Here is a 21,288-nt window from a genome sequence, read left to right as displayed (position 1 = left end):
ATTAATATAATATTTGAGTTCGGTTAATATTTCTACCACGATTCCTGAAATAATTTTTCTCTAAATCTGAAAGTTGATACAACTCATAAACTTTCTCGTCCAAATTATTCCAATAGGTATTTAAGGTGTTACGATGGATATTCTTTTGACGAGGAGACGCCGAAAAATATTGATTCTGTAACTGTTCAATATCTTGACCTATCAATGCTATTTCTTCAACTAAATCTTCACTATTAATGTAGTTTTCTTTAGGGAATGGAATTGGTTCAATAAATTGTTTGTTGAACTTGAAATATCCATTTTGTTGTGGATTTGCAATTGACCTAGCACAAACGGAAAACAACGTTGAATTTATGATTGATGCTATTGCATAAAGATTGTTTTCTGACTTGTTTGGAATATCAACAAAAAACATATTAGCATTATCACAATAATTTAAAGGGTTTTGTGTGATTGTAGCAAATGTATCATTTGCTGTCATTGGAATTAAAACTTTTGGTTCTATTCGCTGATGATTATTTTCTCTTGTGAATAAATGCCATTTATCATCAGCATATGTTTCAACATTTTCTTTTATCGTTGCTTCATTTCTTGATAAATACCTGCCAGCAAGAGGATAACGCTCACAAAAATCATCAAATAGAATTTGCACTTTTTTTCCATCGACTACATCATATGGAAATATTACATATGTACTTGTTGCATCAGAACAAAATGGATAAAATCTTTCATTAACTATTAAAGGACGACATGCCTCAATTTCTATATTGAAACCATTTTCAAGATGAGAATCACAAAGTATAGTTCCATTTTCATTATTCGATTTAACTGTTAAATGATATGCTTTATCCCAAAGTACTTGAATTCCAACTCTTACTTTAGCAAAGTTGCCAAAATTTCCATGTCTGTTTAATAATTCAGTTTTAATACTTAATAAGTCTGCATTATCAAAGTTCCAAGGATTGGTATCAAAACCATTGGAAGGAATTTCGATGAATTTTGAATTATCTACTTCTATTGTAGGAAGTTGTTGAAGTTTTAAAGGTATTTCTTCTGATTTATTTGAAATTTTAATAAATGAAACTGTATCAGGTTGTGATTTAGCGAGAATAAGAGATGCAATGTAAGTAATTCGACCTTTAAATAAACTCGTGGTTTCAAAATCAATTACCTGAAAAAGCAATTGATTTGAACTTATGAATTCACGTATTTTCTTACCATATTCTGTTTTGAAAAATCGCTTTTGGATAATTAACCCTAGTTTTCCATTCCCATTTAAAAGCTCTATTCCTCTCTCAATAAATGCAACAGATAAGTCAACTTTTCCGTTTTTTGTCGTTTGGTAATTATCCTTAATATACTGATGCATAAAAGGATATTCAACGTTGTAGTTCTTAACTTCAACGTAAGGTGGATTACCAATGATATAATCAAATCCTTCATTTCCATTAAATATCTCTGCAAATCCTTGTTCCGACCGCCAATCAAATGGGTTTGTTTTTAAAAGTTGTTCTTCATTTTGAATTATCGTAGCATATTTCTCAGTTATATCATACGAAACTAGAGTATTTCCACATTTTACATTATTCCCAACATTGTTTAAAATCTGATTACCATAGACACCAATCTCTTGATAGTTTTCATGGAACTCAACATTATCAATTACCTTTAAAGACAAAGACATTCTTGCTACTTCAACAGCTTCTGGGTCTATGTCAACTGCATAAATGCAATCAGATATTAGCTTTCTTTTACCCTCAATAGTTAAAGTTGTATTGTGCTCGTTTGTAAAAAATAAACTTGAATACTTTTCATTCGGATTTTCCGAATGATATTCTACAATGACACTTTGCAAATAATCAAATAATTCAACAATGAAAATACCACTGCCACATGCAAAATCTAGAACTTTAGTTGCAAAAACACTATTAAGCCCTTCGCTTACAATGATATTTTTAGCAATGGTTCTTTTTATTAAATCCTGAACCAAATATTGCGGAGTGCTTACAGCACCATTTGTTTTTATATATTCAAGTTTAAGCTTTTCTATTACTTTGTTGTTTTCAATAAAAAGTCTTTTGGATAAGAAAATTTCATATATATCACTTAAAAGTTTCGTTGGGATAACATCAAAACGATATGGTGATGGATAATATAACTTCTCAATTAAACTATTGAAAACATCATTTTGAACTTCTATTTCGTGAATACTATTAATTCGGTCAAATAGAGGTCCATCATAATGTTCGTAAAAATCATTGTATGATGAATCTCTAAATGAGTTCCAAAATCCGTTTCTTTGAAAATCTAATAACAATCCTTCTTTCTCAATTTTCCTTGCTTCGCAGATTCGAATAAATACTATGCGATTTATTACTACTTGTGTAATATATGCAAGCAATTCCGAATTACCTTGGATTAAATCATGATTGGATTCAAGAATATTATTTGCAAGAGATAATCTAAATTCGGACAATTGTTGAGCAAACAAAAAGTCTGGAGATAACTTCTGAATTTCTCTTTCTCCTCTTAAAGTATCAGAGTATATTTGAGATAGCTTGCCATTAAGAATATTAGATTTGAGTAAATGATTTTCTAAAACCTCAAAATTTTCAATATAGTCATCAATTTTCAGATAAATTCGACCAAAATTCGCAGGTTGTCTCTGTGCTGGAATATATGTACAATCGTAGATTACAAATTCCTCAAAATTAGTTATAAAAGCACAAGGTGCTATTATTGACCATCCATAAGATTTAATCTGAAATGCAGCATCAATATCTGTTTCCAAATTAACATATGTTCCTTTTGCATCTAGAAACGTAAGTTTTTCGTTTCCTCTTTTAAATGTATAATCAGGTCTTGTGTAAGTTGACCCTATTTCAACTAAACGTTCTTTTTCTTCTTTAGATAAAACTTTTTCCTGTAAAATCTGAGATGTGTCTCTCACATCCCAATTAAAAATAGCAAGTAGTTCATTAATCCATGTACGCATGGTTTCTTCAGAACTCAGGTCTAAACGCCCTTGTTCTTTATATAATTGATATTTCTCAATCAAATTTTGTAATATTTCTTTCCTACTAGCCATTACTTATTTTTCCTAAAATACTTAACCTTACTTTCAGCCACTCTTAAAACATCAGTAGCAGAATCTTCATCAATGATTTCGTAAGCAATATTCTCACTCAAGAATTCAATCAGCATTCTCTTTTCGTCAAGCTCCAAAGCTTTTGCAATATTAATAATTTGTTCACGGCGAGCTTTTCGCTCTCCTCTTTCAATCTTGCTGAGAATTGCAGAATCAACTTCGACCATAGCTGCAAGCTGTCGGAGTAGCATTCCTTTTTCTTCTCTTTTCTTTCTTATTATATCTCCAATACTATCCATTTGAAATATCATTCTTGACATTATTTGTCAAATGTATGAAATATTATTTTTTCATGGGATGCAAACGATAGATTTTATTCACATACTTTTCAACATGCACCAATGAGCGGAGGAAAAATAGCTCTTTTGCAAATTTTGGTCGTGAGTTGGCTTGTGTGATTTGCAAATGTGCTATTGTGGGCTGGCTTCCCTAACTGTCCCGAAGGGTAGAAGCGCGGGGGCAAAAAACTATTTTTTTCTTGTACCACCTTTGAATCAATGAGCCAATATCTTCTATTCGTTTTTTCAAATCTTATTATCAGTTAATTTCTATGTTATTTGGTCTTCTTGCCTTGCATACAACGTATGTGCAAAGTACAATGTACTTTATCCCACTTATCTGTTACTTCTTGCAAGTTGTTGTTATTCTTGTTGTTATTCGTTAAAAATACGTTTAATGGATACTTTGTTTTTGCAAGAGATGTTTTTACTTGTGGCAGTGTAAAATCCACTTGTTTTTACAAACACGCCTAAAAGTAAGCATAAAATAAAAATAGGAAAGTAGCTTCGCTTATTCATTATCAATATAAATAGTGAAGAAAGGATTCGCAGTCAGGGGGTTGTGTCTTGTGTTGCCAGCCTGGCTTTATTAAGGAAAATTGATTTATTAAGGATTTAGTGTTGTTAGTCAGGAATAAATGTCTGTTTATGTGTTGTGAGCTGTTGTGGTGAATTTTTGAGAATCTGATAAATTTAACATTTTTTACATTTTTCCTCAAAGCCCAGTAAACAGAAAGCATGCCACTGGTTGATGTGTACTTGTTAGCATAAAAATGGATCTGTTTTACCAATTATGGTTTTGATATGTGGGGATAATTGAATAGTTTCAATCTGTTTTTGTTACGTAGGGAGGGGGTTTGGCAACAAATAGCCGCCTTTTAACAATACAAAAAAAACAGGCAACCCATTGGCCGAGCATCTTCAACTTTTGCGGGTAGGAAATGCAGCCAACGGGCCCTGTCCCTTTTATATAATTTTTTCAAATTATGACACTAAGGTACGGATTAATTCCAAATCATCTTACCGATGATCCTGATGATTACATGGGCATGGTAACCGATAACGAAACCATTGGCACAGAGCAAATTGTTGAGCAAATGATTGGCAAAGGCTCTACCGTAACCAAGGCCGAAGCTTTATCGGTAATCGAAGAATTTAATTATGCTGTGGTGCAGGCCGTGGCCAGTGGCAACAATGTAAACACCGAGCTGTTTAAGGTGTATCCGAGTATTTCGGGTGTGTTTGTTAATCAGAGCGATAGTTTCGATAAATCACGCCATTCTATTCGTTTGAAGCTGAATGCCGGCAGTCGTTTGTCCGAAGCGGTTGGGAATATCGAATTGCGCAAGGTAGAAATATCTGCGGCACAGCCAGTAATTCAACAATTTACCGATTTAAAAACCAAAGCCGTAAACGAGACCTTTAGTCCGGGTCAGATTGCTTCCCTAAAAGGATCGCTTTTAAAATTCGATGAGGAAGATGATGATCAGGGAATCTTTTTTATCGCGGGTGATGGTGTGGTAACCAAGGTTGCTGATGTGGTGAAAAACAAACCCTCTGAATTGTTGTTTTTTGTGCCTGAAGCCTTAAAAACAGGAAGTTTTCAGGTAGAGGTAAGAGCGGCAAAAAAGAATCGTAAAAATATTAAAGCAGGTCGTTTGCTAATTGATCTTGTACCTGTTAGTTAATTGTTTTATTGATTGTTATAAAAGCCAATTTTTTACGAATTGGCTTTTATTTTGTCAGGATATTACCACTTATACCTGTTTTTAGAATAAGACCAGTACTTGTCCGATGCCTGTACAAGTAGTGGTCCGATACCTGTACAAGTAGTAGTCCGATACCTGTACAAGTACTTGTCCGATACCTGTACTAGTACTTGTACAGCAATCGAACAGGGAATTCAAAAAATGCAGTACAAAAAAAAGACTCTTTCGGGTTCTTTCAGTGTTGATTCTAAAACCAGATAGTACAGGGGCGAAGTGTTCCTCTATTTTAGGTTATTGTCTGTTAGATAATAATTCAATAAAAGGTTTAATCTTACTTAGTGACGGCAAGAAAATTAACGTTTTTCAGGTCTTTGATAAGAATTGAAAATCATGAGTGCCATTGGTATATTTGCTTAATACGAATAAATAGTCAAAGACAAGGCTTTCGAAGTTTTTGAAACCAAAGAGTTTATTCATTGTAAATGACTGTTTCAAAAATGAGTGTAACTCAGTATTTGGCGTTTTCTTACAAAGACTACTTACGCATAACTTTTACTACTTATATTTTTTAGATATTTATTGTAGTATCTAGTTATCTGGGTTTTGTTTACCGGACCTCCATGTCCAAGATAAAATATCTCTGCCTTTACAGATAACACCTTGTCAAAACTATTTTTTAATTCAATAAGATTGTCATGAAAAGGAGGATGCTTGATTCGTTTATGAAACATTACTCCACCAAGTAAAATTCCAGATGCCATCATATCCATAATAATAGCTTCTCCATTTTCCAAAATTATTGATAAGGATCCAGGAGTATGGCCTGGAGTGTGAATAACTTTCCCGTTAATGCCCCATTTCTTTAAATCATATTCAAGATCTCCACTAATTAAAATATCAGGTTGGAAAGGTTCTGTCTTTTGATTTTTAATAATTTGTTTGAAAAACCACCATTGAGGCTTATTGAGTTTCATGGTTGAAATATTCGCTTTGCCTGTTATATATGATTCTATATCTAGTTGATGCGCCAAAATGGGAGCTTGTAAAAGTTGTTTTAATTTATAGGCACTTCCAAAATGATCAATATGAGCATGGGTGATAATTATTAGTCCTATATCTTTTTTATTAATACCCTGTTTTTTCAATTGTCTCATAATCTTCTTTTCACTATTTGGAACACCTGTGTCAACCAGTATGTGTTTTTCAGTTCCTTTAATCAAGAAACAATTTATCATACCCTTTGACCAGATTGATATTGGGATTACCTTATTCATAACTTTTTTTCTTCAAAATTATGAGCAAACTAGTCCTAAAAAAATCACATATGTTACTTAATTATATCTTTGCGGATACGACTTAATGATTGCTGTTTTATGCCAAGGTAAGAAGCCAAGTGTTTTACTGCTGTATTCAAAGCAATATTGGGTTGAGTGTTTAAGAGTCTTAAATATCTATCTGATGCGGACAAATTCTGAAGGGAGTTAGCTCGTTCAGAAATTTTAACAATATATTTTTCATATACGCTTTTACAAAAGGCTGCCCAGTTTGAAACCTCTTTGTACAACTTGTCATAATCAGACTTTGAAATACTTAATAAAGTACAATCAGAAGTACATTGAATATATTCTTTTGAATATTGATTATTAAGAAAACTTTCAAATGAAGTCAAAAAATCTTTAGCAGAATAAATTTGTGTTGTTATTTCATTGCCATCATCAATATAAAAACACCTGATATATCCCTTAATTATAAAATATAAGTTTGGCGATAAAGAGCCTTCTTTAACTAGGTATTCATTTTTCTTTTTGGTAATGATTTGAAAAACTGAAGTCAAAATTTCAACTTCTTTATCAGAAACTATTATTTCTTCCTTTATGGTATCAAATAGAATAGTTTTCATTCATTTCAATATTTTATCGTATTACGTTTGGCGGTATGAAAAATTGGCGATTTCGGAGCTGATTTCCTATCAAGGTGCAACCAAGTTTGATGTGAGCTTAGACATTTGAAAACTACCATCTACCCCAATGTTTTATGACCTCGTGTGTGTGCCTTGAATGGTAAATTTAGTAAAAGTTCTTTTATAATGTTAAGTTTTGTAAAAGAAAATACAGAGGGTGCAAGTCCCTTATGTACTGGGGTGATTCCTGGAAACATTAGTAAGCCGCAAGCTGGTTTACCGTGAGGTATACAGTGTGCCGAAACGAAGTGTAGACAACGACCATAGGGAGTAACAAGCGAGACTACAAAATCTGGTACTGACGAACAGTACCGGATTTGTGAGATTGTGAATGGTACATGAAACCCGTGTTTTATTACCTGCATTATCGTATGATAAAGTGGATATTGAACAAATACAAAGGCTTTAAGCGCAGCAAAGTGAAAGCTGTGAGATGGTTAAGGCATATCTGTAATTGTTATCCCAATCTATTTTATCATTGGACATTGGATTATCAGTTGACCTAATATTGAATTGACTGCATAATAATAGCCGTATGAATTGAGAGATTTGCTGCCTGTCCCGATTTTTTTCGGGATACGGTTCTGTGAGAAGTTAGGGGTGAATTGAAAATCGACGAAGTCAAATTCCCCTAGCTTACTCGACTGTAGCACGTTTTTGTTAATTTAAATCTCTCTTAAACAAAACATTAAGCCTCTTAATAATCATTAATAAAGTAAATAAATAAAATATCATTGAAAAGTAAAGAGTAAAATCTACTATATATTCTAAGAAGACAAGTTTAATGTTCAATTTACTTCCTATTTCTATTGGGTCAATTTGAGTAAAATCAATCATTGAGAGTAGTAAAAAAAAGATACAGAATAAAGAATTTAAAATACTAAACGAAATATTCTGATGAATTTCTTTTAAGTATATCTTTTTTAACTCTTGGTCTTTTTCATTGTTACTATTTATATTAGCCTTTAATTTATCAAAATAACCAAATATTATTGCTAGTAAGTTAAAAGAAAATCCTGCAAGTATTGCTAAAATTGTCACCCATACTCCAAGTTCATTAGAGCCTATTTTAACATCAAAATGGACACAAGTCAAACTAAAAATGAGAGGTATTAAGAGAAAGGTAATCAAATCATTTATTGATGGCCTATTTGTCCTTATACTCCGAAGTGTCTTTAAGTGACCTGTTATTATTTTTGTTAAATTAATTTTCGGTAGCAACATGTCTATTCCTATTAACTAATTCTACCATTTCCTTTATTTCATCTTCAGCTAATTGTTTTAAAGAATCAACGCTTGGCATATAACCGTCCCATTTAATTTTATCTGTCACATCCCAGTCTGGAAGAGAGCGGCTCTGTCTATTCATATAATAGGTTTTTTGCTTATCGTCTCCACTTAATGTAAAGCTAATATCTTCATACTGTTCTGTACTACCGTTTAATTCTAATTCCTTATCCTTGAAGTTTCTGTAGAATATCTTTTCAAGTAAACCCTTTATTGGAACACCATGCTTATCTGTAATAACTGTTTTTGTTTTAAGAGTATACTCGTCTTTTTTCCAATTATTATCCATTAAATCATCAATTTCATGAGGAATTTCTTTTCGGAAAAGTGTTACAGAATTTACTTTACCATGTTCCAATAACGCTTGAATGGCACTTGGTAGCAAGAAGTTATCTACTTCAGGAAGGAATTCATCATAGCCTGAATTATTTAGATAGTACCTTAATGATTTTTCAAATAATTTTTTAATTCCAAAATTACTTTCACGTTGTAGAATCAAATATGCTTTTTTACTTCCCTTTGGTATGCTTATGTAGAAAAACAAAGGATGCATTCTTGCATGATTTTCTTGCATTGAAAATACATCTTCATTTGCATGAATATCACTTATTGTACCTTTTCTACCCGATGCACCACTTTCAAATCGACCATAAAATATTCTTTGTGTAGACAGAGGATGATACTCGTCTCCTAATCGCAAAGTCAAACTAATTTTCGTCTTCTTCTCGACGGAATGTAGTAACGTAATGGGATTTCGTTCTATTGCCTCTATAAAATCTTTGATAATGTTATAAAAGTCTAATCCGTTAATATTATTGAGTATATAATATTCATCCTTCTTTTTCTTAGGTCTCAAACTTATTGTATAAGTTGAAAGTAGAATTTTTGCCATCTTAGGTTTATTTAATCTATATTTTTATCCACTCGGGTCTCTGCAAATGTGCTGCAACTCCTAAATAAAGCAATGGGCTTTATTTCGTTTATATTTCACATATTATGATGAATCACTAAAAATGTCATCAATTGGATTCTTAATTAGACTAATATTTTGAGTAGAAACATGAGTGTAAATCTCTGCTGTCTTACTCGAATCATGACCTAGTATAGTTTGAATGTAACGTAAATCAGTTCCTTGTTCCAATAAATGTGTAGCAAAAGAATGTCGTAACATATGTGGTGTTACATGTTTCTCAATATTTGCTAATTTACCTGCATTTATAACAATTTTAACAATTGTTCCAGGATTATATTTCGCTCTGTTCTTATCCAAATATTTTTTTAAAACCATTGTCAGGCTTTCAGATAATATGCTTGTTCTGTCTTTACTGCGATGCGTATTGGCCGATAAGTGGATTTTTGTGCTCATTTACATGCTCTTGTTAAAGGGTTACTAAATTATAAAATGAATATTGTTTAGCAAAGCAGAATCAAATTAAATAAGCAGGGAAGGGGCTGATCTTTTTGCCGGAAAAAACAAAAAAAACATCCCCGGCCTAAGCCAGAGATGTTTCCTTTCTTCAGTTGTATGTAGTAATTAAAAAAAATGATTCCAGTTGCTTGAATCGGTATTCCAGTTGGAGCAATTGGTATTTCAGTTGCCAAATTTTAATGCCTGTTGTAAGTATTATCCTTCAGTTGCTTAATTCACCCTCCAGTTGCATATATTTAAGTGTCTGTTGGGTAAGTTAAGCTCCTGTTGCAAAACAAGTCAACAGTTGTGGGTGTTACAGAGAATTATCGCTTGTTTTCTCTTTCGTGTTTCTTGCGAATTTTCTTCTTTGATACTCACTCGAATACCTCTTTTGTTTCTCCTCATCGTTCCAGAAGGCATATTTGCCATAAGCACGAATTTCGTCGACCAATTGTTTCAGGTAGGTGCAGGCTCTGTCGCGCATCAGCTTTTCCGGTCTGTTTTTGCTGTTTTTTACGCCGTCAATCTTGTTCAACAGGTTGAAAAGCACGCGCGCTAGCTGTTGGGAGCGGTCAGTTTTGGTGGTGTCAAAATTTGTGGCCGTTAACTGTTCGGGGTATTGTCTGGCAAATTTCCCGAAAAATTTGAATGAATATCCCCGAAAGGGGATGGGGTACTTTTTAGTGTTATTCGGAAGAAATCCGGAAAATTAAGTGCTTTGAGAGAGGAGTGTACGACACTGGAAAAAATCCTTCAGATGTTCGAAGAGCAGAACTTATTCGAAAATCTTGCATGCAAAAAGAGAAAAATCAGCAAGACTGAAATTATTTAGTTCAGATCGTCGTAAATTTCTGTTGGTCCGGAGTTTTTGTAGGAGTAATAAACCGTGTCGGTGCGTAAGGATTCAATGACAGCTTTTTCGTATTCGATGTTGTTAAATGTTTTACTCTCTATTGTCGGGCGATTGTTCTTTTTGCTGTTTCCTGTTGTGTAATCGGAGTTCTTTCTACTTTCAATGTCGACAAAATGGCAAAGGGTTAATAGAAGAATAATCATTGCTGAGGTAAATGGCTTCATAACTACTGTTGTAAATTTTGGGCGAATAATTAAGTCTAATTTACTGATGCTGAAAGGAGCAATAGGTTGCGTAACAAATTAGAACAATTATTCCACTTTACTTTTTAACTGTTTATTTTGCCAGCTGCAAACTGATTGAGCATTTCGTAAACTTCCTTTGCATTGTGTGAGTTCATTAAAGTATTGCGCAGAGCCGAAGCGCCGGCAAATCCACTGGTGTAAATCTTAAAGAAACGCCGCAGAATAGCGAAATTCTTTTCACTTCCCCAGGTTGTATCGAAAACGCGGGTGTGCTCTTTCAGCAGGGCCAGCTTTTCGTCCATGCTCACTTCTCCCTTATCGGGATAAAAGAACCAGGGATTCTTGAAAATACCACGGCCTGCCATCACGCCATCTACGCCGTACTGTGCCACTTTTTGCAGTCCTTCTTCGTACGATTCCACGTCGCCGTTACCAATTATTTTAATATTCGGTGCGAGTTGATTTCTTAATTGCACCGCTTTCGCGATTTCGTTCCAGTCGGCCAGTCCGTTTGACAGTTGTTTTTGTATGCGTCCGTGAATGGTGAGCGCATCAATCGGCATTTCCAAAAGGTGGGAAATCCACGATTCGGTAACTACCTGCTTAAAGCCAATGCGGGTTTTTACGCTCAAAGGCAGATTGGTGGCCTCTTTGGTGGCCAATATAATTTCTTTGGCCAGATCGGGCTGTGCAATAAGTGCCGAACAGCATCCGTTTTTCACCACATTCTTTACCGGACAGCCCATGTTGATGTCTATGCCGTCAAAGTCGGTTTCCCGGGCAATGTATTGAGCAGTTTTGTAGTATTTCTCCGGATCTTTTCCCCAAATCTGTGCAATTATCTTCACGTTTTTCTGCTTTAGCAATGCTTTCTCCGAATCGTTAATCCGCAGGCGGTGCTTTACCTTTTCGTGTCCTACGGGATGGCACATACCTTCAACCGAAGTAAATTCTGAGAATAGAATGTTCAGTTTCCCTTCCTGTGAAGTTTGTAAAACAATCTCGCGAAACGAGGTATCAGTCACGTCTTCCATAGGAGCGAGTGAGAAGCTGGGAGTTGGTATGTTGTGCCAAAAATTGCTCATGTTTAATTATAAATTATCGACCTGTAAGCGTTCGAAGAACGCTGACAGCGTCTTTGTTTTTACTACTTCATCCCGAGGAATCCGACTCCATCGAAGAGATCCTTCACTTCGTTCAGGATGACATTTTTTTTTCCTTGTATCGCCGGACTAAAGCACGGTGCAAATGATGGTTTGTGTTCCTTCCTTTCTCCTTGTTCCTTTCTCCTTTTTCCTTTCTCCTTTTTCCTTTCTACTTGTTCCTTGTACCTTATTTTCCTTGTACCTTATTTTTCCTTGTACCTTGAAAATTGTATCCCTTTAGGGGTAATCATAACTTATCATTCCTAATTTGTAATTGATTTAGCTTTGGTCTGATCCGCTGTCTGTAAATCTGACTTTTGCTGTATTTATGGTGGAATTTCGACCGCAAAAGGATGCGTTCTTCCAAGGGCAATTGAATAATTTCAGCACACTCATCGGTACAGCACCCCTTATAATGATCGCGGCATTCGCCGCACTGAATAAAGAGCAAATGGCAATCGTTGTTGGCACAATTGGTATGAGTATCGCAGGCCTTGCCACATTGGTGACACTTGGCAATTACTTCTTCGTTGATGCTTTCGCCCAATCGTTCATCAAACACAAAATTCTTTCCTCTGAATTTAGATTCCAGTCCGAGTTGTTTTATTTCCTGTGCATAGGCAATTATACCGCCATGCAATTGGTTTACATCTTCGAAACCGTGATGCTTTAAGTAAGCACTGGCTTTTTCGCAGCGAATTCCTCCGGTGCAGTAAAGTAAAACTTTCTGATCTTTTTTATCCTTTAAATTATCAACCACAATGTCTATTTCTTCGCGAAAAGTATCGGCATCGGGACAAATCGCATTTTCGAAATGGCCAACTTCACTTTCGTAATGGTTGCGCATATCTACCACGATAGTACCGGGATCACTTACCTGCTCGTGAAACTCAAGCGGAGAGAGGTGATTTCCTACATTGGTAACATCAAATGCGTTGTCGTTTAATCCGTCGGCAACAATTTTAGGACGAAGCTTTACAATTAGTTTGTAAAACGATTTTCCATCATCTTCAACCGCCCATTTTATGGGCATATCCTGCAATTCGGGCAAGCTGTTTAAGTAAGAAAAGAACTCTTCCAAATGGTGTTCGGGCATGCTCATCTGCGCATTTATCCCTTCGCGGGCAATGTATATTCTTCCCTTGCCCTTTAATTCAAACCATTTCTGATACAATTTATCACGAAATTCCTGTGGATTTTCAATAATCACATATCGGTAAAATGAAAACGTTTTTCTGCTAAAGTTTTCGTTTTCAAGTTGTTTCTTTAGTTCTTCTTTGCTAAGTTTATTGTGAAGCAGCATTTTGTTATTCTAATTTAGAATTAATAAACATTGCAAAAGTAATGGTTTTTTACATTCAAACAAGCACGAAAAAGACTGATGAGTATAAATTAGGACATGTTAGTCTTAAATTACTATGTTTGCAGAATCATTTTAACAAGAATTTATGGAAAAGAAATTTCTGATTGTAGGACAGGGAATAGCAGGATCTTTACTTGCATATGATATGTACAGGGCCGGACTTAACTTTACGATTGTTGCGAGTCCCGATAAAAGAGCTGCTTCCAGTGTTGCTGCAGGAATGTATAATCCAATTGTTTTTAAGCGGCTTACCAAGAGCTGGATGGTGGATGATGTTTTGCCTGTTATGACAAAAATATATCAGGATTTGGAGAATGATCTTGGGTGCCGGTTCTTGTTCCCGATGGATATTATAAAGCCTTTAGCGGATAATGAAAAGAAAATGTGGGAAGAGAGGATGAGAGATGCCAGCTTCTCCGATTATATTGTGGGGATGGGAAGCAATTCGATTGGGAAAGGCTTTAAGGATTTTGATTTTTATGGGCAGGTAACCAACTCCGGTTATCTGCTTTTGGATAAATTGCTGAAAAAACTGCGGAAATTCTTTAAATCGAAAGGACTATTAGCAGAGGCAAATTTTAAGTACAAAGATATCGGGTTTATTGGCGGGGGAATTACCTGGCATGGAATTTCAGCCGAGACAATTGTTTTTTGTGAAGGACATCATGCTGCTGAAAATCCTTATTTTAAGGATGTTGGTTTTAACCCGACAAAAGGTGAATTGCTGGAAATTGAGTGCGAAGGTTTATCCGAAGATTATATTTTTAATAAGAACCTATTTGTTATGCCACTTGGGAAAAATCGGTTTAAAATAGGAGCAACCTACGATTGGAAAAACCGGAACGAAGAACTTACCCTAGAAGCCAGAATGGACTTGCTGGGGCGTTTGGATAATTTAATTTCATTGCCCTACACAGTCGTAAATCATTGGGCTGGGATACGTCCAACCGTAATCGATCGTCGTCCGGTTTTAGGAACACATCCGCTTCATAAACATGTGGCAATTTTTAATGGCTTGGGTACCAAAGGAGTGATGCTGGCACCTTATTTTGCCCGCGAAATGGTTCGTTTTCTCTCGGTTAACGATTATCCTTTGGCCAAAGAGGTTGATATTAGGCGGTTTTTATAAAATAGAAATCATTTGATCGCAGCTTCGGTAAGCAATCTCTTTGTCAGTTTATTTTTCCAGAGAAGAGCTGAAACAAGTTCAGAACAGGCTATATGGTAACTAAAAAACAAATTATAATCATATAAAATAGCTGTAAGCAGAAATGGAGTTCTTGCTTACAGCTGCAGATTTTTTCTAAAATTAGATGCGGATTTTTACAACCAGTTTTTTAACCTTCGAATTTTCACCATTTTTAATGCAAGGGCAATGAAGATCATCTGGAAAAAAGACAGCAAACATTCCTTCTGTTAGTTCGAAAAGAGTTGAATCGTTTTTATAAAATGCAACATCTTTCTCATTGTTTACTGTATGAGGAATTTGCTTACTTAAAATACTTACTCCCATATTTTCTGTTCCCGAAATTACATACTGAATGTCGATGTGTTCGAAATGACTTTCCAGTTTGCAATCTTCCAGATTTTTTGTGTTGTATTCCTGAACAAGAGCAAAAACATTTTCTCCGTCAATTTCATATTTCCCCACCTCGGTATTTAGCAGGTCTGTACTGTTGATGTATGCAAATGCTTTGGCAATTCGCTCACTTACTCCAGCGTAAAGCTGTGAGTTTTCAATTTTATCTATTATCATTTTTTCAATTTTTTTCAAAGTTCGAAATAATCTTGAAAATTTGGGTTCCGGTCGGGTGATTTATTTTACTTAAATTTTTTAGAGATCGAATTGTGGGAGAATGCAGAATTATGAGGAATATAAAAACGGAAAATTTACAAGCTGTAAATTTTCCGTTTTACTTTTTCTTATTTATGAATGCCCCATTACAACAATTCGGATAATTTTCATATTAAGAACAAGGAACCGATAGGTTTGATAGAAGATTTCTTTGCGCCAAAATTTGGTGGTTTTGGTTGGCATTGGGGGATAGGCTTCTTCGTAATAACCTCTTCTTTTTGTAGTATTCATGGTATATCTGTTTTAACAAATTCAACTTCATTTTACTCAGGCAACAACCACCAAAACGGGTATCCTTTAGCTTTGTGCAGAAACATGTAATGCATGGTCCATTTTAGCCAATGTCCGGCTAATCCGGGTTCTCCCATGGTATATTTAATGCTTCGTCCCCATTCAGGATATTTGTCCCAATCCTGCACAATAGGATAAACGGTCATAGTGGCAGCCGAACCTTTGGTCATGCCAAATCCTGCTGATACAATGCAGGCAGCACCCATTTTAGCCATCGAAGCTCTGTGCTTTAATTCGTGTTCACCTTTCTTAACTAAGTTTACAATGTTTAAGGCAACCACTTTACCTGATACGCCCGACGGCATTCCGGTGCGTGGTGGAGCAGGGAAAATGGCCGTTCCGTTTTTGCTCTTCATTGGTTTCGAAATGGAATGTGGAGGAGCAAAAGCAATTCCAGGGGCAAATATATTTGGATAGGTTGGATTGCGGTAAGTTTCAGGCCAATCGGCAGCTTTCCATTCCTCAAAATCTTTTGCTGCGTAATCCGCATCCACCTTAGTGAATCCGTTGGGAGCAAAAACAGTAGAGGTGATGTCTTCGTTATTTTTACCAAAGGCTTTTAAACCAACCCCCGAAAAGCCGGGAATCAGCATCGAGAAATCGAATGCAACGGAATTCTTTTCGCCATCGAGAGTTTCGTAATTTGCTTTGCCGGGTTCAATTTCGAATACGCCTGCACGTTTAATCCATTTAATTCCGTTTTCAATTAAGAAAGATTCTGCAAACACTTTGGTTGAAGTGATGTAACCGCCGCGTTTAATAAAAGCGCCACCCATTCCAAAATCGCCCAATTCATATTCATTAGTGATCCAAATTAATTCTGCCAAATGTTCCAGTTTCCGTTTTCTTATTTCGTAGGAAACATTTAAAATGTACTCAAATGCAGCTCCTTGGCAGGTTGCCATCGAATGGCCGGTTCCAATAAGAAAGGTTTGTTTTTCGCCGGCTTCCATTTTTTTGAAGCAAGCTTGTAGTTTTTCCCATGCGTGAATGGCATGATCGCAGGAGCAAACCGACTCTGTATTTTTACCGGGACCTAATCCCGGGGTGCCTTCAAAATTAAGTTTCGGTCCAGTTGCATTTACCAGATAGTCGTAATCAATCTGCTCTGTTTCACCTTTTCTTTCAGGATCGGTGTATTCAATGCTTACGAACCCTTTGGTAATTTCCTGATTGCCTTCCGGATGGATCGATACAGCTTTGGCTTGCTTAAAGTCGATTTTCCATTTATCGTATACTTTTTTTAGCTTGAACCGAACCTGATCAACACTCATGCGGCCTACTCCAACCCAAATGTTGGAAGGAATCCACTGGTAATAACTGTTTGGAGAAACAACAACAACATCATGCTTTTTTCCTAATTTTTTCTTGATAAATGCAGCAGCAGTATGTCCTGAAATACCTGCTCCTAAAACAACGATTTTGGCCATAATTTATTTGAATTTAGAGTATGTGTCGGTTTGTATGTAATTCAAATACAATCTGTTTAAGAAAAGTAAATGTCAATCATTCAGTTTTCTTTTGTTAATTATCTAATTTAAAGAATAATATTCAGATATCTAGATGTATGGTTTGAGATATTCGTGTTTTATTGCTGATTTTGATTTTTTGCAGATTACGGATTAGAGCTTTGAGCTTGAAAGTATTGGGCTTTTGGAGGAAGATTTTATTTGTTTAGAATCTTTATAAACTTATGGTTGCTGAAACAAATAACAAACAGAAGAAAAAAGAGGATGTCCGAAAAGTTCATTTTTATTGTCATTCTGATCCCGATGAATCGGGACGAAGAATCTTTCACTTTGAAAAACAGATGTCTCGATTTCGCTCAACATGACAGTCCGATACAAGACATTACTTTTTGGACTTCCTCTTTTAGAAGGATATTTATAAGTTGAAATAAAACGAATTGTCTATGACTCTATTTAAATATCTTGTTCATAAAATCAGCCATGTATTCAACAGTTCCATCAATGTAGGGATGGAATAACCAGAAAGTATGCATTTTAACGTTGAATTTGTGCACTTCGTTGTAGATTCCAAATTCATTAAGTATACCAATTAGCTCATCTTGTCCGGCATGATATTTTGAGTAGCCGCTATTGATAAATAAAAAGGGAACCGTATTCTCATTGGCCCAGTAAATTGGCGATACTTCTTTCCAGGTATCAGGAGTTTCGCTATAACTGCCTCCTATCCACTGAACATCCGGCGATTTGGATGATCTTTTGATATTTAGAGAAGCGGGAGCCAGAAAATTAATTACTCCATCAATGTCAATAATGGCTTGAACTGAACTTGAGAAAGATTCATTCCCCATTGTCCCTTCGAAATGTTCAAGACCATTGGTTACACCCACTAATGAAGCCAGATGTCCACCTGCAGAGCAACCGGTAATGGCAATTTTTTGCGGGTCAATATTGTATTTTTCGGCATTGGCGCGCAGCCATCGAATTGCGGCTTTAATGTTGTGAACAGCTGCCGGATAAGGAGCTTCTAAAGCCAATTGATATTCGACAGCTACAGTAACAAAACCTTTTTCTGCAATTTTCTGAGCCATGGGTACCAGTAATGATTTATTACCTGCTCGCCATGCTCCGCCGTGCACAAGCACTAAAACCGGATATTTGCCTTCCTTTTCCGGTCGGAAAAGATCTGCATGCAAATCTCGTTTACCAAACTTTGTATTTTCAATTGTTGTATAAACAACATCTCTTTCGTCTAATACACCAGAAGGTGTCTCATCTCTTGCAGGAATTAAATAAGGAAAGTGCTTTTTGTATTTCTGATATTGGTGATTTAAGGTGTAGGATGTATCCACAGGGAAGGAGGGGTTACTCTTGGTTTGAGCCATTCCCAACAAAAAGGAAAATAAAATACATGTTGTGGCTAAAATTCGTTTGCTAATCATTATTACATTTTAAAATTAGTGGTTACTATTTAGATTATATGGTCTTTTTTAATGTTCTGTTAGTTGCTGCATTTTATTTTGGCAATATTCTAACAATTACCCTTTTATACCTTGATAACTGAGGTTCGCCTTTATCTGTTACTCTTACTATAAAGTGAGCTGTTTCTTCATTGTCAACTTTTGGGGCCAGAACATTGGCTCCATGTGCATTTTCGGCTCCATTAACTTTAATCAATTTTTTATAGGTGCCTGCCTCAGGATAGTTAAACCAAAGAAAACTGAAACCATCACCATCGGGGTCGGTGGTATCAAAGGCATCCAAATCGAATATCTCACCCGATTTTACTGTGATTTGTTCGGGTGTACTCAAAACAGGAACAGGAGGATGATTGGCTTCTTCATATGTTTTTGTACACCAGCCCATTCTTGCGGCGAAATCATTTTGAAAATCATCTCGCCAACGCCATAATGAAACTTTATTATCACTAAAAGTTAGTGTATCCATTTTTACATTTCTTCCATATTCATTCAAAACGTAAGGGACATAGCTATCCACAGCATTTGTCCATATTTCTCTGGTTTCAGGCTCAAACGGCACACCGGAATTGCCTTTCTTTTGGGTTTTAAAGTCTGGTTTATAATACTCATATCTGCCACCCCAGCCACCCCATTCAGGGTGCTCAGAATTATTTAAACCATTTGGGATCAAAGGCAGAAATGCCGGAGTATCTCCTTCCATTCCCCATGCAACATCGGGATATACAGCCCCAAGAGGACCGTGTTCTTGCTGAATATTTTTAGTTAACCACGTATTGCTGATTTTTTCGTTGCTTATTCCAGTTACAAAACTGTTCATGCCAATCCATGTTGAACTTCCATAATCATCGCCCGGACTGACAATATAAAACAAGTCAGGAAAATTATTTCGAATCCAAATACCGCTGTCATCCTGATCTGAAATGGTATAAACTCTTAATTTTTTAATTAATTCCGCAGCTTCTTTTTCAGATTTTGTATGTTTTATCTGATAAAGTGCCTGTGCAAGTGTATTTGCTCCGCCCCATACTGAAATCCATAAGGGGCGTTCATCTTTTTCTTCAAGCACTTTTATGATCCAGTTTGAACCTTCTGAGTTTTTCTTTTCTCCAACGCCTGACATTCCATATTTGGGTAAACCTTTCTTTACCAATGAAAATAACGTTTTAGCTTCCGGGAAATTTACATCATGTTTTATAAGGTTGGGTTGTACTTTGGAATAGGCTTGAATTATTTTTGTGATTGATTCTGGATTGACATTATTTTTAAGCCAGCAGGAAGTCGTAGCAATTAACCCTTTAATTTCAATATCATTTGAATATAAGAATAGACGAACAAAAGATTGTGTATCATCAGGATCTGCTTCAATATCCGATAATATTATTACCCTGTTATTTTTATTTATTTGACCAGAAGCGCAGTTGCATACAAAGGAAAACAGGACGGAAAAAATTAAGATTTTCATTTTTAATTATTCTTAGATTAAACGTGTTACAAATATACTATTTAATGTGTATGTCAGTTTTGCCGGAAAATTGACCGAAATTCTTTATTGATAAAATTATTAATATATGTAATATCTCTTCATCAGATTGTATTGTCGCACTAAAAATTCACATTCAAAGAAATTAAGCTTATTTTCACAAGCTGTAAGATAATTTTACGATTACTGTTAAAAGAGCAAAGAACATGATGGACCCCAGAATAGAGAATTTGAATGTGAGTGCAGAGCAGTCTATTATTACTCCAATAGAACTTAAAGAATTATATCCGCTTAGCGAAAAACACATCGAAACTGTTAATAAAGGACAGACTACGATTAAAAATATACTAAATGGCAGTGATAAGAGAATACTTGCTATTGTTGGACCTTGTTCTATTCATGATATTAAATCGGCAAAAGAGTATGCTCAAAAACTAAAAGTACTGGCTGATGATTTAAAAGAGGATTTGTTTATTGTGATGCGGATTTATTTTGAAAAACCCAGAACTACAGTGGGATGGAAAGGCCTAATAAATGATCCTTACCTGGATAATTCGTGCAAAATTCAGGATGGCTTGAAGCAGGCCCGCGGGCTTTTGGTGTATATTGCAGAACTTGGACTGCCGGCTGCCGGAGAGGCCTTGGATATTGTAACTCCACAGTATATTCAGGATTTGTTTTCGTGGACAGCAATTGGTGCCCGAACTACTGAATCGCAAAGTCACCGAAACATGTCAAGTGGTTTATCGTCGGTTGTTGGTTTTAAAAATGGTACCGATGGGAATATTGATATTGCCATAAACGCAATGCAGGCTGTTGCCTCTCCACATAATTTTGTGAGTATCAATCCTGAAGGAAAAGTGGCTGTGATTCGTACTTTAGGAAATCCAAACACTCATATTATACTTCGAGGAGGTAAGAAGCCTAATTTTGAAGCAGAACACATTGCGGCGATTGAAAAAAAACTGTCAGATCTGCAAATTGTGCCAAGAATAATGGTTGATTGCAGTCATGCGAACTCTTCTAAAAAAGCCCAAAAACAGGAAATTGTTTTAGCCAGTCTGGCCGGGCAAATTGCCGGGGGAAATAAATCCATTATGGGATTTATGGTAGAGAGTAACCTGATGTTTGGCAAGCAAAGTATTCCCGATGATCAATCGGAACTAAAATATGGAGTTTCGGTGACTGATGAATGTCTTGATTTTGAATCAACAGAGAGGATATTGAGAGAATTTTGCAGGAAAATAAAATAGTACACTTCAAAAAAAATCCCGATATGCATTTGCAGATCGGGATTTAAAATATTTTAAGCCAAG

General features: G+C 35.6%; 19 protein-coding genes. 3 read left to right on the top strand and 16 right to left on the bottom strand.

The features are described 5' to 3' along the window. Position 1: 1 nt before the first annotated feature. Positions 2–3,088, bottom strand: coding sequence for an Eco57I restriction-modification methylase domain-containing protein (locus BZG01_RS04320; RefSeq protein ID WP_101308601.1), 3,087 nt, complete (start codon positions 3,086–3,088; stop codon positions 2–4). Next, on the bottom strand, positions 3,088–3,399 hold the full coding sequence (locus BZG01_RS04315; protein WP_245870257.1) for a helix-turn-helix domain-containing protein: 312 nt from the start codon (positions 3,397–3,399) through the stop codon (positions 3,088–3,090). Before BZG01_RS04315 ends, BZG01_RS04320 begins: the two co-directional genes overlap by 1 nt. Before the next feature lie 1,013 nt (positions 3,400–4,412). On the opposite strand from BZG01_RS04315, the gene BZG01_RS04310 reads away from it, so the two are divergent. Next, positions 4,413–5,114, top strand: a complete 702-nt coding sequence (locus tag BZG01_RS04310; protein WP_101308600.1) for a DNA-binding domain-containing protein — start codon at positions 4,413–4,415, stop codon at positions 5,112–5,114. Positions 5,115–5,674: 560 nt separating this feature from the next. Here the strand turns inward: BZG01_RS04310 and BZG01_RS04305 are convergent. The 9 genes from BZG01_RS04305 to trhO all read right to left on the bottom strand — a co-directional run bounded on the left by BZG01_RS04305 (position 5,675) and on the right by trhO (position 13,339). Beyond that, the gene (locus BZG01_RS04305) at positions 5,675–6,409 is read right to left on the bottom strand and encodes an MBL fold metallo-hydrolase (protein WP_101308599.1); all 735 of its coding nucleotides are present in this window, start codon (positions 6,407–6,409) and stop codon (positions 5,675–5,677) included. A gap of 53 nt (positions 6,410–6,462) precedes the next feature. Further along, positions 6,463–7,035: a Crp/Fnr family transcriptional regulator gene (locus BZG01_RS04300; protein WP_101308598.1), complete on the bottom strand. Its 573-nt coding sequence runs from the start codon at positions 7,033–7,035 to the stop codon at positions 6,463–6,465. Positions 7,036–7,755: 720 nt separating this feature from the next. Next, a complete protein-coding gene (locus tag BZG01_RS04295) occupies positions 7,756–8,319 on the bottom strand; it encodes a hypothetical protein (RefSeq protein WP_101308597.1) in 564 nt (187 codons plus the stop codon). Continuing rightward, a complete protein-coding gene (locus BZG01_RS04290; RefSeq protein WP_101308596.1) occupies positions 8,300–9,274 on the bottom strand; it encodes a hypothetical protein in 975 nt (324 codons plus the stop codon). The genes BZG01_RS04295 and BZG01_RS04290 overlap by 20 nt, the downstream gene beginning before the upstream one ends. A gap of 102 nt (positions 9,275–9,376) precedes the next feature. Next, positions 9,377–9,748 carry a tyrosine-type recombinase/integrase gene (locus BZG01_RS04285; RefSeq protein ID WP_101308595.1) on the bottom strand — a complete coding sequence of 124 codons (372 nt, stop codon included), beginning with the start codon at positions 9,746–9,748 and terminating at the stop codon, positions 9,377–9,379. 358 nt (positions 9,749–10,106) lie between these two features. Then, positions 10,107–10,343 carry a hypothetical protein gene (locus tag BZG01_RS04280; RefSeq protein WP_143470829.1) on the bottom strand — a complete coding sequence of 79 codons (237 nt, stop codon included), beginning with the start codon at positions 10,341–10,343 and terminating at the stop codon, positions 10,107–10,109. Between the two features lie 278 nt (positions 10,344–10,621). Beyond that, the gene (locus BZG01_RS04275) at positions 10,622–10,870 is read right to left on the bottom strand and encodes a hypothetical protein (RefSeq protein WP_101308593.1); all 249 of its coding nucleotides are present in this window, start codon (positions 10,868–10,870) and stop codon (positions 10,622–10,624) included. A 104-nt stretch (positions 10,871–10,974) separates the two neighbouring features. Next, the gene (locus BZG01_RS04270; RefSeq protein WP_101308592.1) at positions 10,975–11,976 is read right to left on the bottom strand and encodes a tRNA dihydrouridine synthase; all 1,002 of its coding nucleotides are present in this window, start codon (positions 11,974–11,976) and stop codon (positions 10,975–10,977) included. A 307-nt stretch (positions 11,977–12,283) separates the two neighbouring features. Next, positions 12,284–13,339: an oxygen-dependent tRNA uridine(34) hydroxylase TrhO gene (trhO, locus tag BZG01_RS04265; RefSeq protein WP_101308591.1), complete on the bottom strand. Its 1,056-nt coding sequence runs from the start codon at positions 13,337–13,339 to the stop codon at positions 12,284–12,286. 145 nt (positions 13,340–13,484) lie between these two features. On the opposite strand from trhO, the gene BZG01_RS04260 reads away from it, so the two are divergent. Next, positions 13,485–14,528 carry an NAD(P)/FAD-dependent oxidoreductase gene (locus tag BZG01_RS04260; RefSeq protein ID WP_101308590.1) on the top strand — a complete coding sequence of 348 codons (1,044 nt, stop codon included), beginning with the start codon at positions 13,485–13,487 and terminating at the stop codon, positions 14,526–14,528. Positions 14,529–14,708: 180 nt separating this feature from the next. Here the strand turns inward: BZG01_RS04260 and BZG01_RS04255 are convergent, their stop codons facing one another. From BZG01_RS04255 to BZG01_RS04240, 5 genes are all read right to left on the bottom strand, one after another. Next, a complete protein-coding gene (locus BZG01_RS04255; RefSeq protein WP_143470828.1) occupies positions 14,709–15,155 on the bottom strand; it encodes a NanQ anomerase/TabA/YiaL family protein in 447 nt (148 codons plus the stop codon). 171 nt (positions 15,156–15,326) lie between these two features. Then, positions 15,327–15,485, bottom strand: coding sequence for a hypothetical protein (locus BZG01_RS21500; RefSeq protein WP_180327202.1), 159 nt, complete (start codon positions 15,483–15,485; stop codon positions 15,327–15,329). A 32-nt stretch (positions 15,486–15,517) separates the two neighbouring features. Next, positions 15,518–16,975 carry an NAD(P)/FAD-dependent oxidoreductase gene (locus BZG01_RS04250; protein WP_101308588.1) on the bottom strand — a complete coding sequence of 486 codons (1,458 nt, stop codon included), beginning with the start codon at positions 16,973–16,975 and terminating at the stop codon, positions 15,518–15,520. 488 nt (positions 16,976–17,463) lie between these two features. Continuing rightward, a complete protein-coding gene (locus BZG01_RS04245) occupies positions 17,464–18,453 on the bottom strand; it encodes an alpha/beta hydrolase (protein ID WP_101308587.1) in 990 nt (329 codons plus the stop codon). A gap of 73 nt (positions 18,454–18,526) precedes the next feature. Next, the gene (locus tag BZG01_RS04240) at positions 18,527–19,954 is read right to left on the bottom strand and encodes a DUF1593 domain-containing protein (RefSeq protein WP_101308586.1); all 1,428 of its coding nucleotides are present in this window, start codon (positions 19,952–19,954) and stop codon (positions 18,527–18,529) included. A gap of 224 nt (positions 19,955–20,178) precedes the next feature. Between BZG01_RS04240 and BZG01_RS04235 the strand changes: the two genes are divergently transcribed. Beyond that, positions 20,179–21,225 carry a 3-deoxy-7-phosphoheptulonate synthase gene (locus BZG01_RS04235; protein WP_101308585.1) on the top strand — a complete coding sequence of 349 codons (1,047 nt, stop codon included), beginning with the start codon at positions 20,179–20,181 and terminating at the stop codon, positions 21,223–21,225. The last annotated feature ends 63 nt before the right edge of the window (positions 21,226–21,288 follow it).

The organism is Labilibaculum manganireducens, from assembly GCF_002843385.1.
In the GTDB taxonomy this organism is placed as follows: Bacteria; Bacteroidota; Bacteroidia; order Bacteroidales; family Marinifilaceae; genus Labilibaculum; species Labilibaculum manganireducens.
Note: the sequence above shows the minus strand (reverse complement) of the source record. Positions and strands in the feature narration are given on the sequence as shown.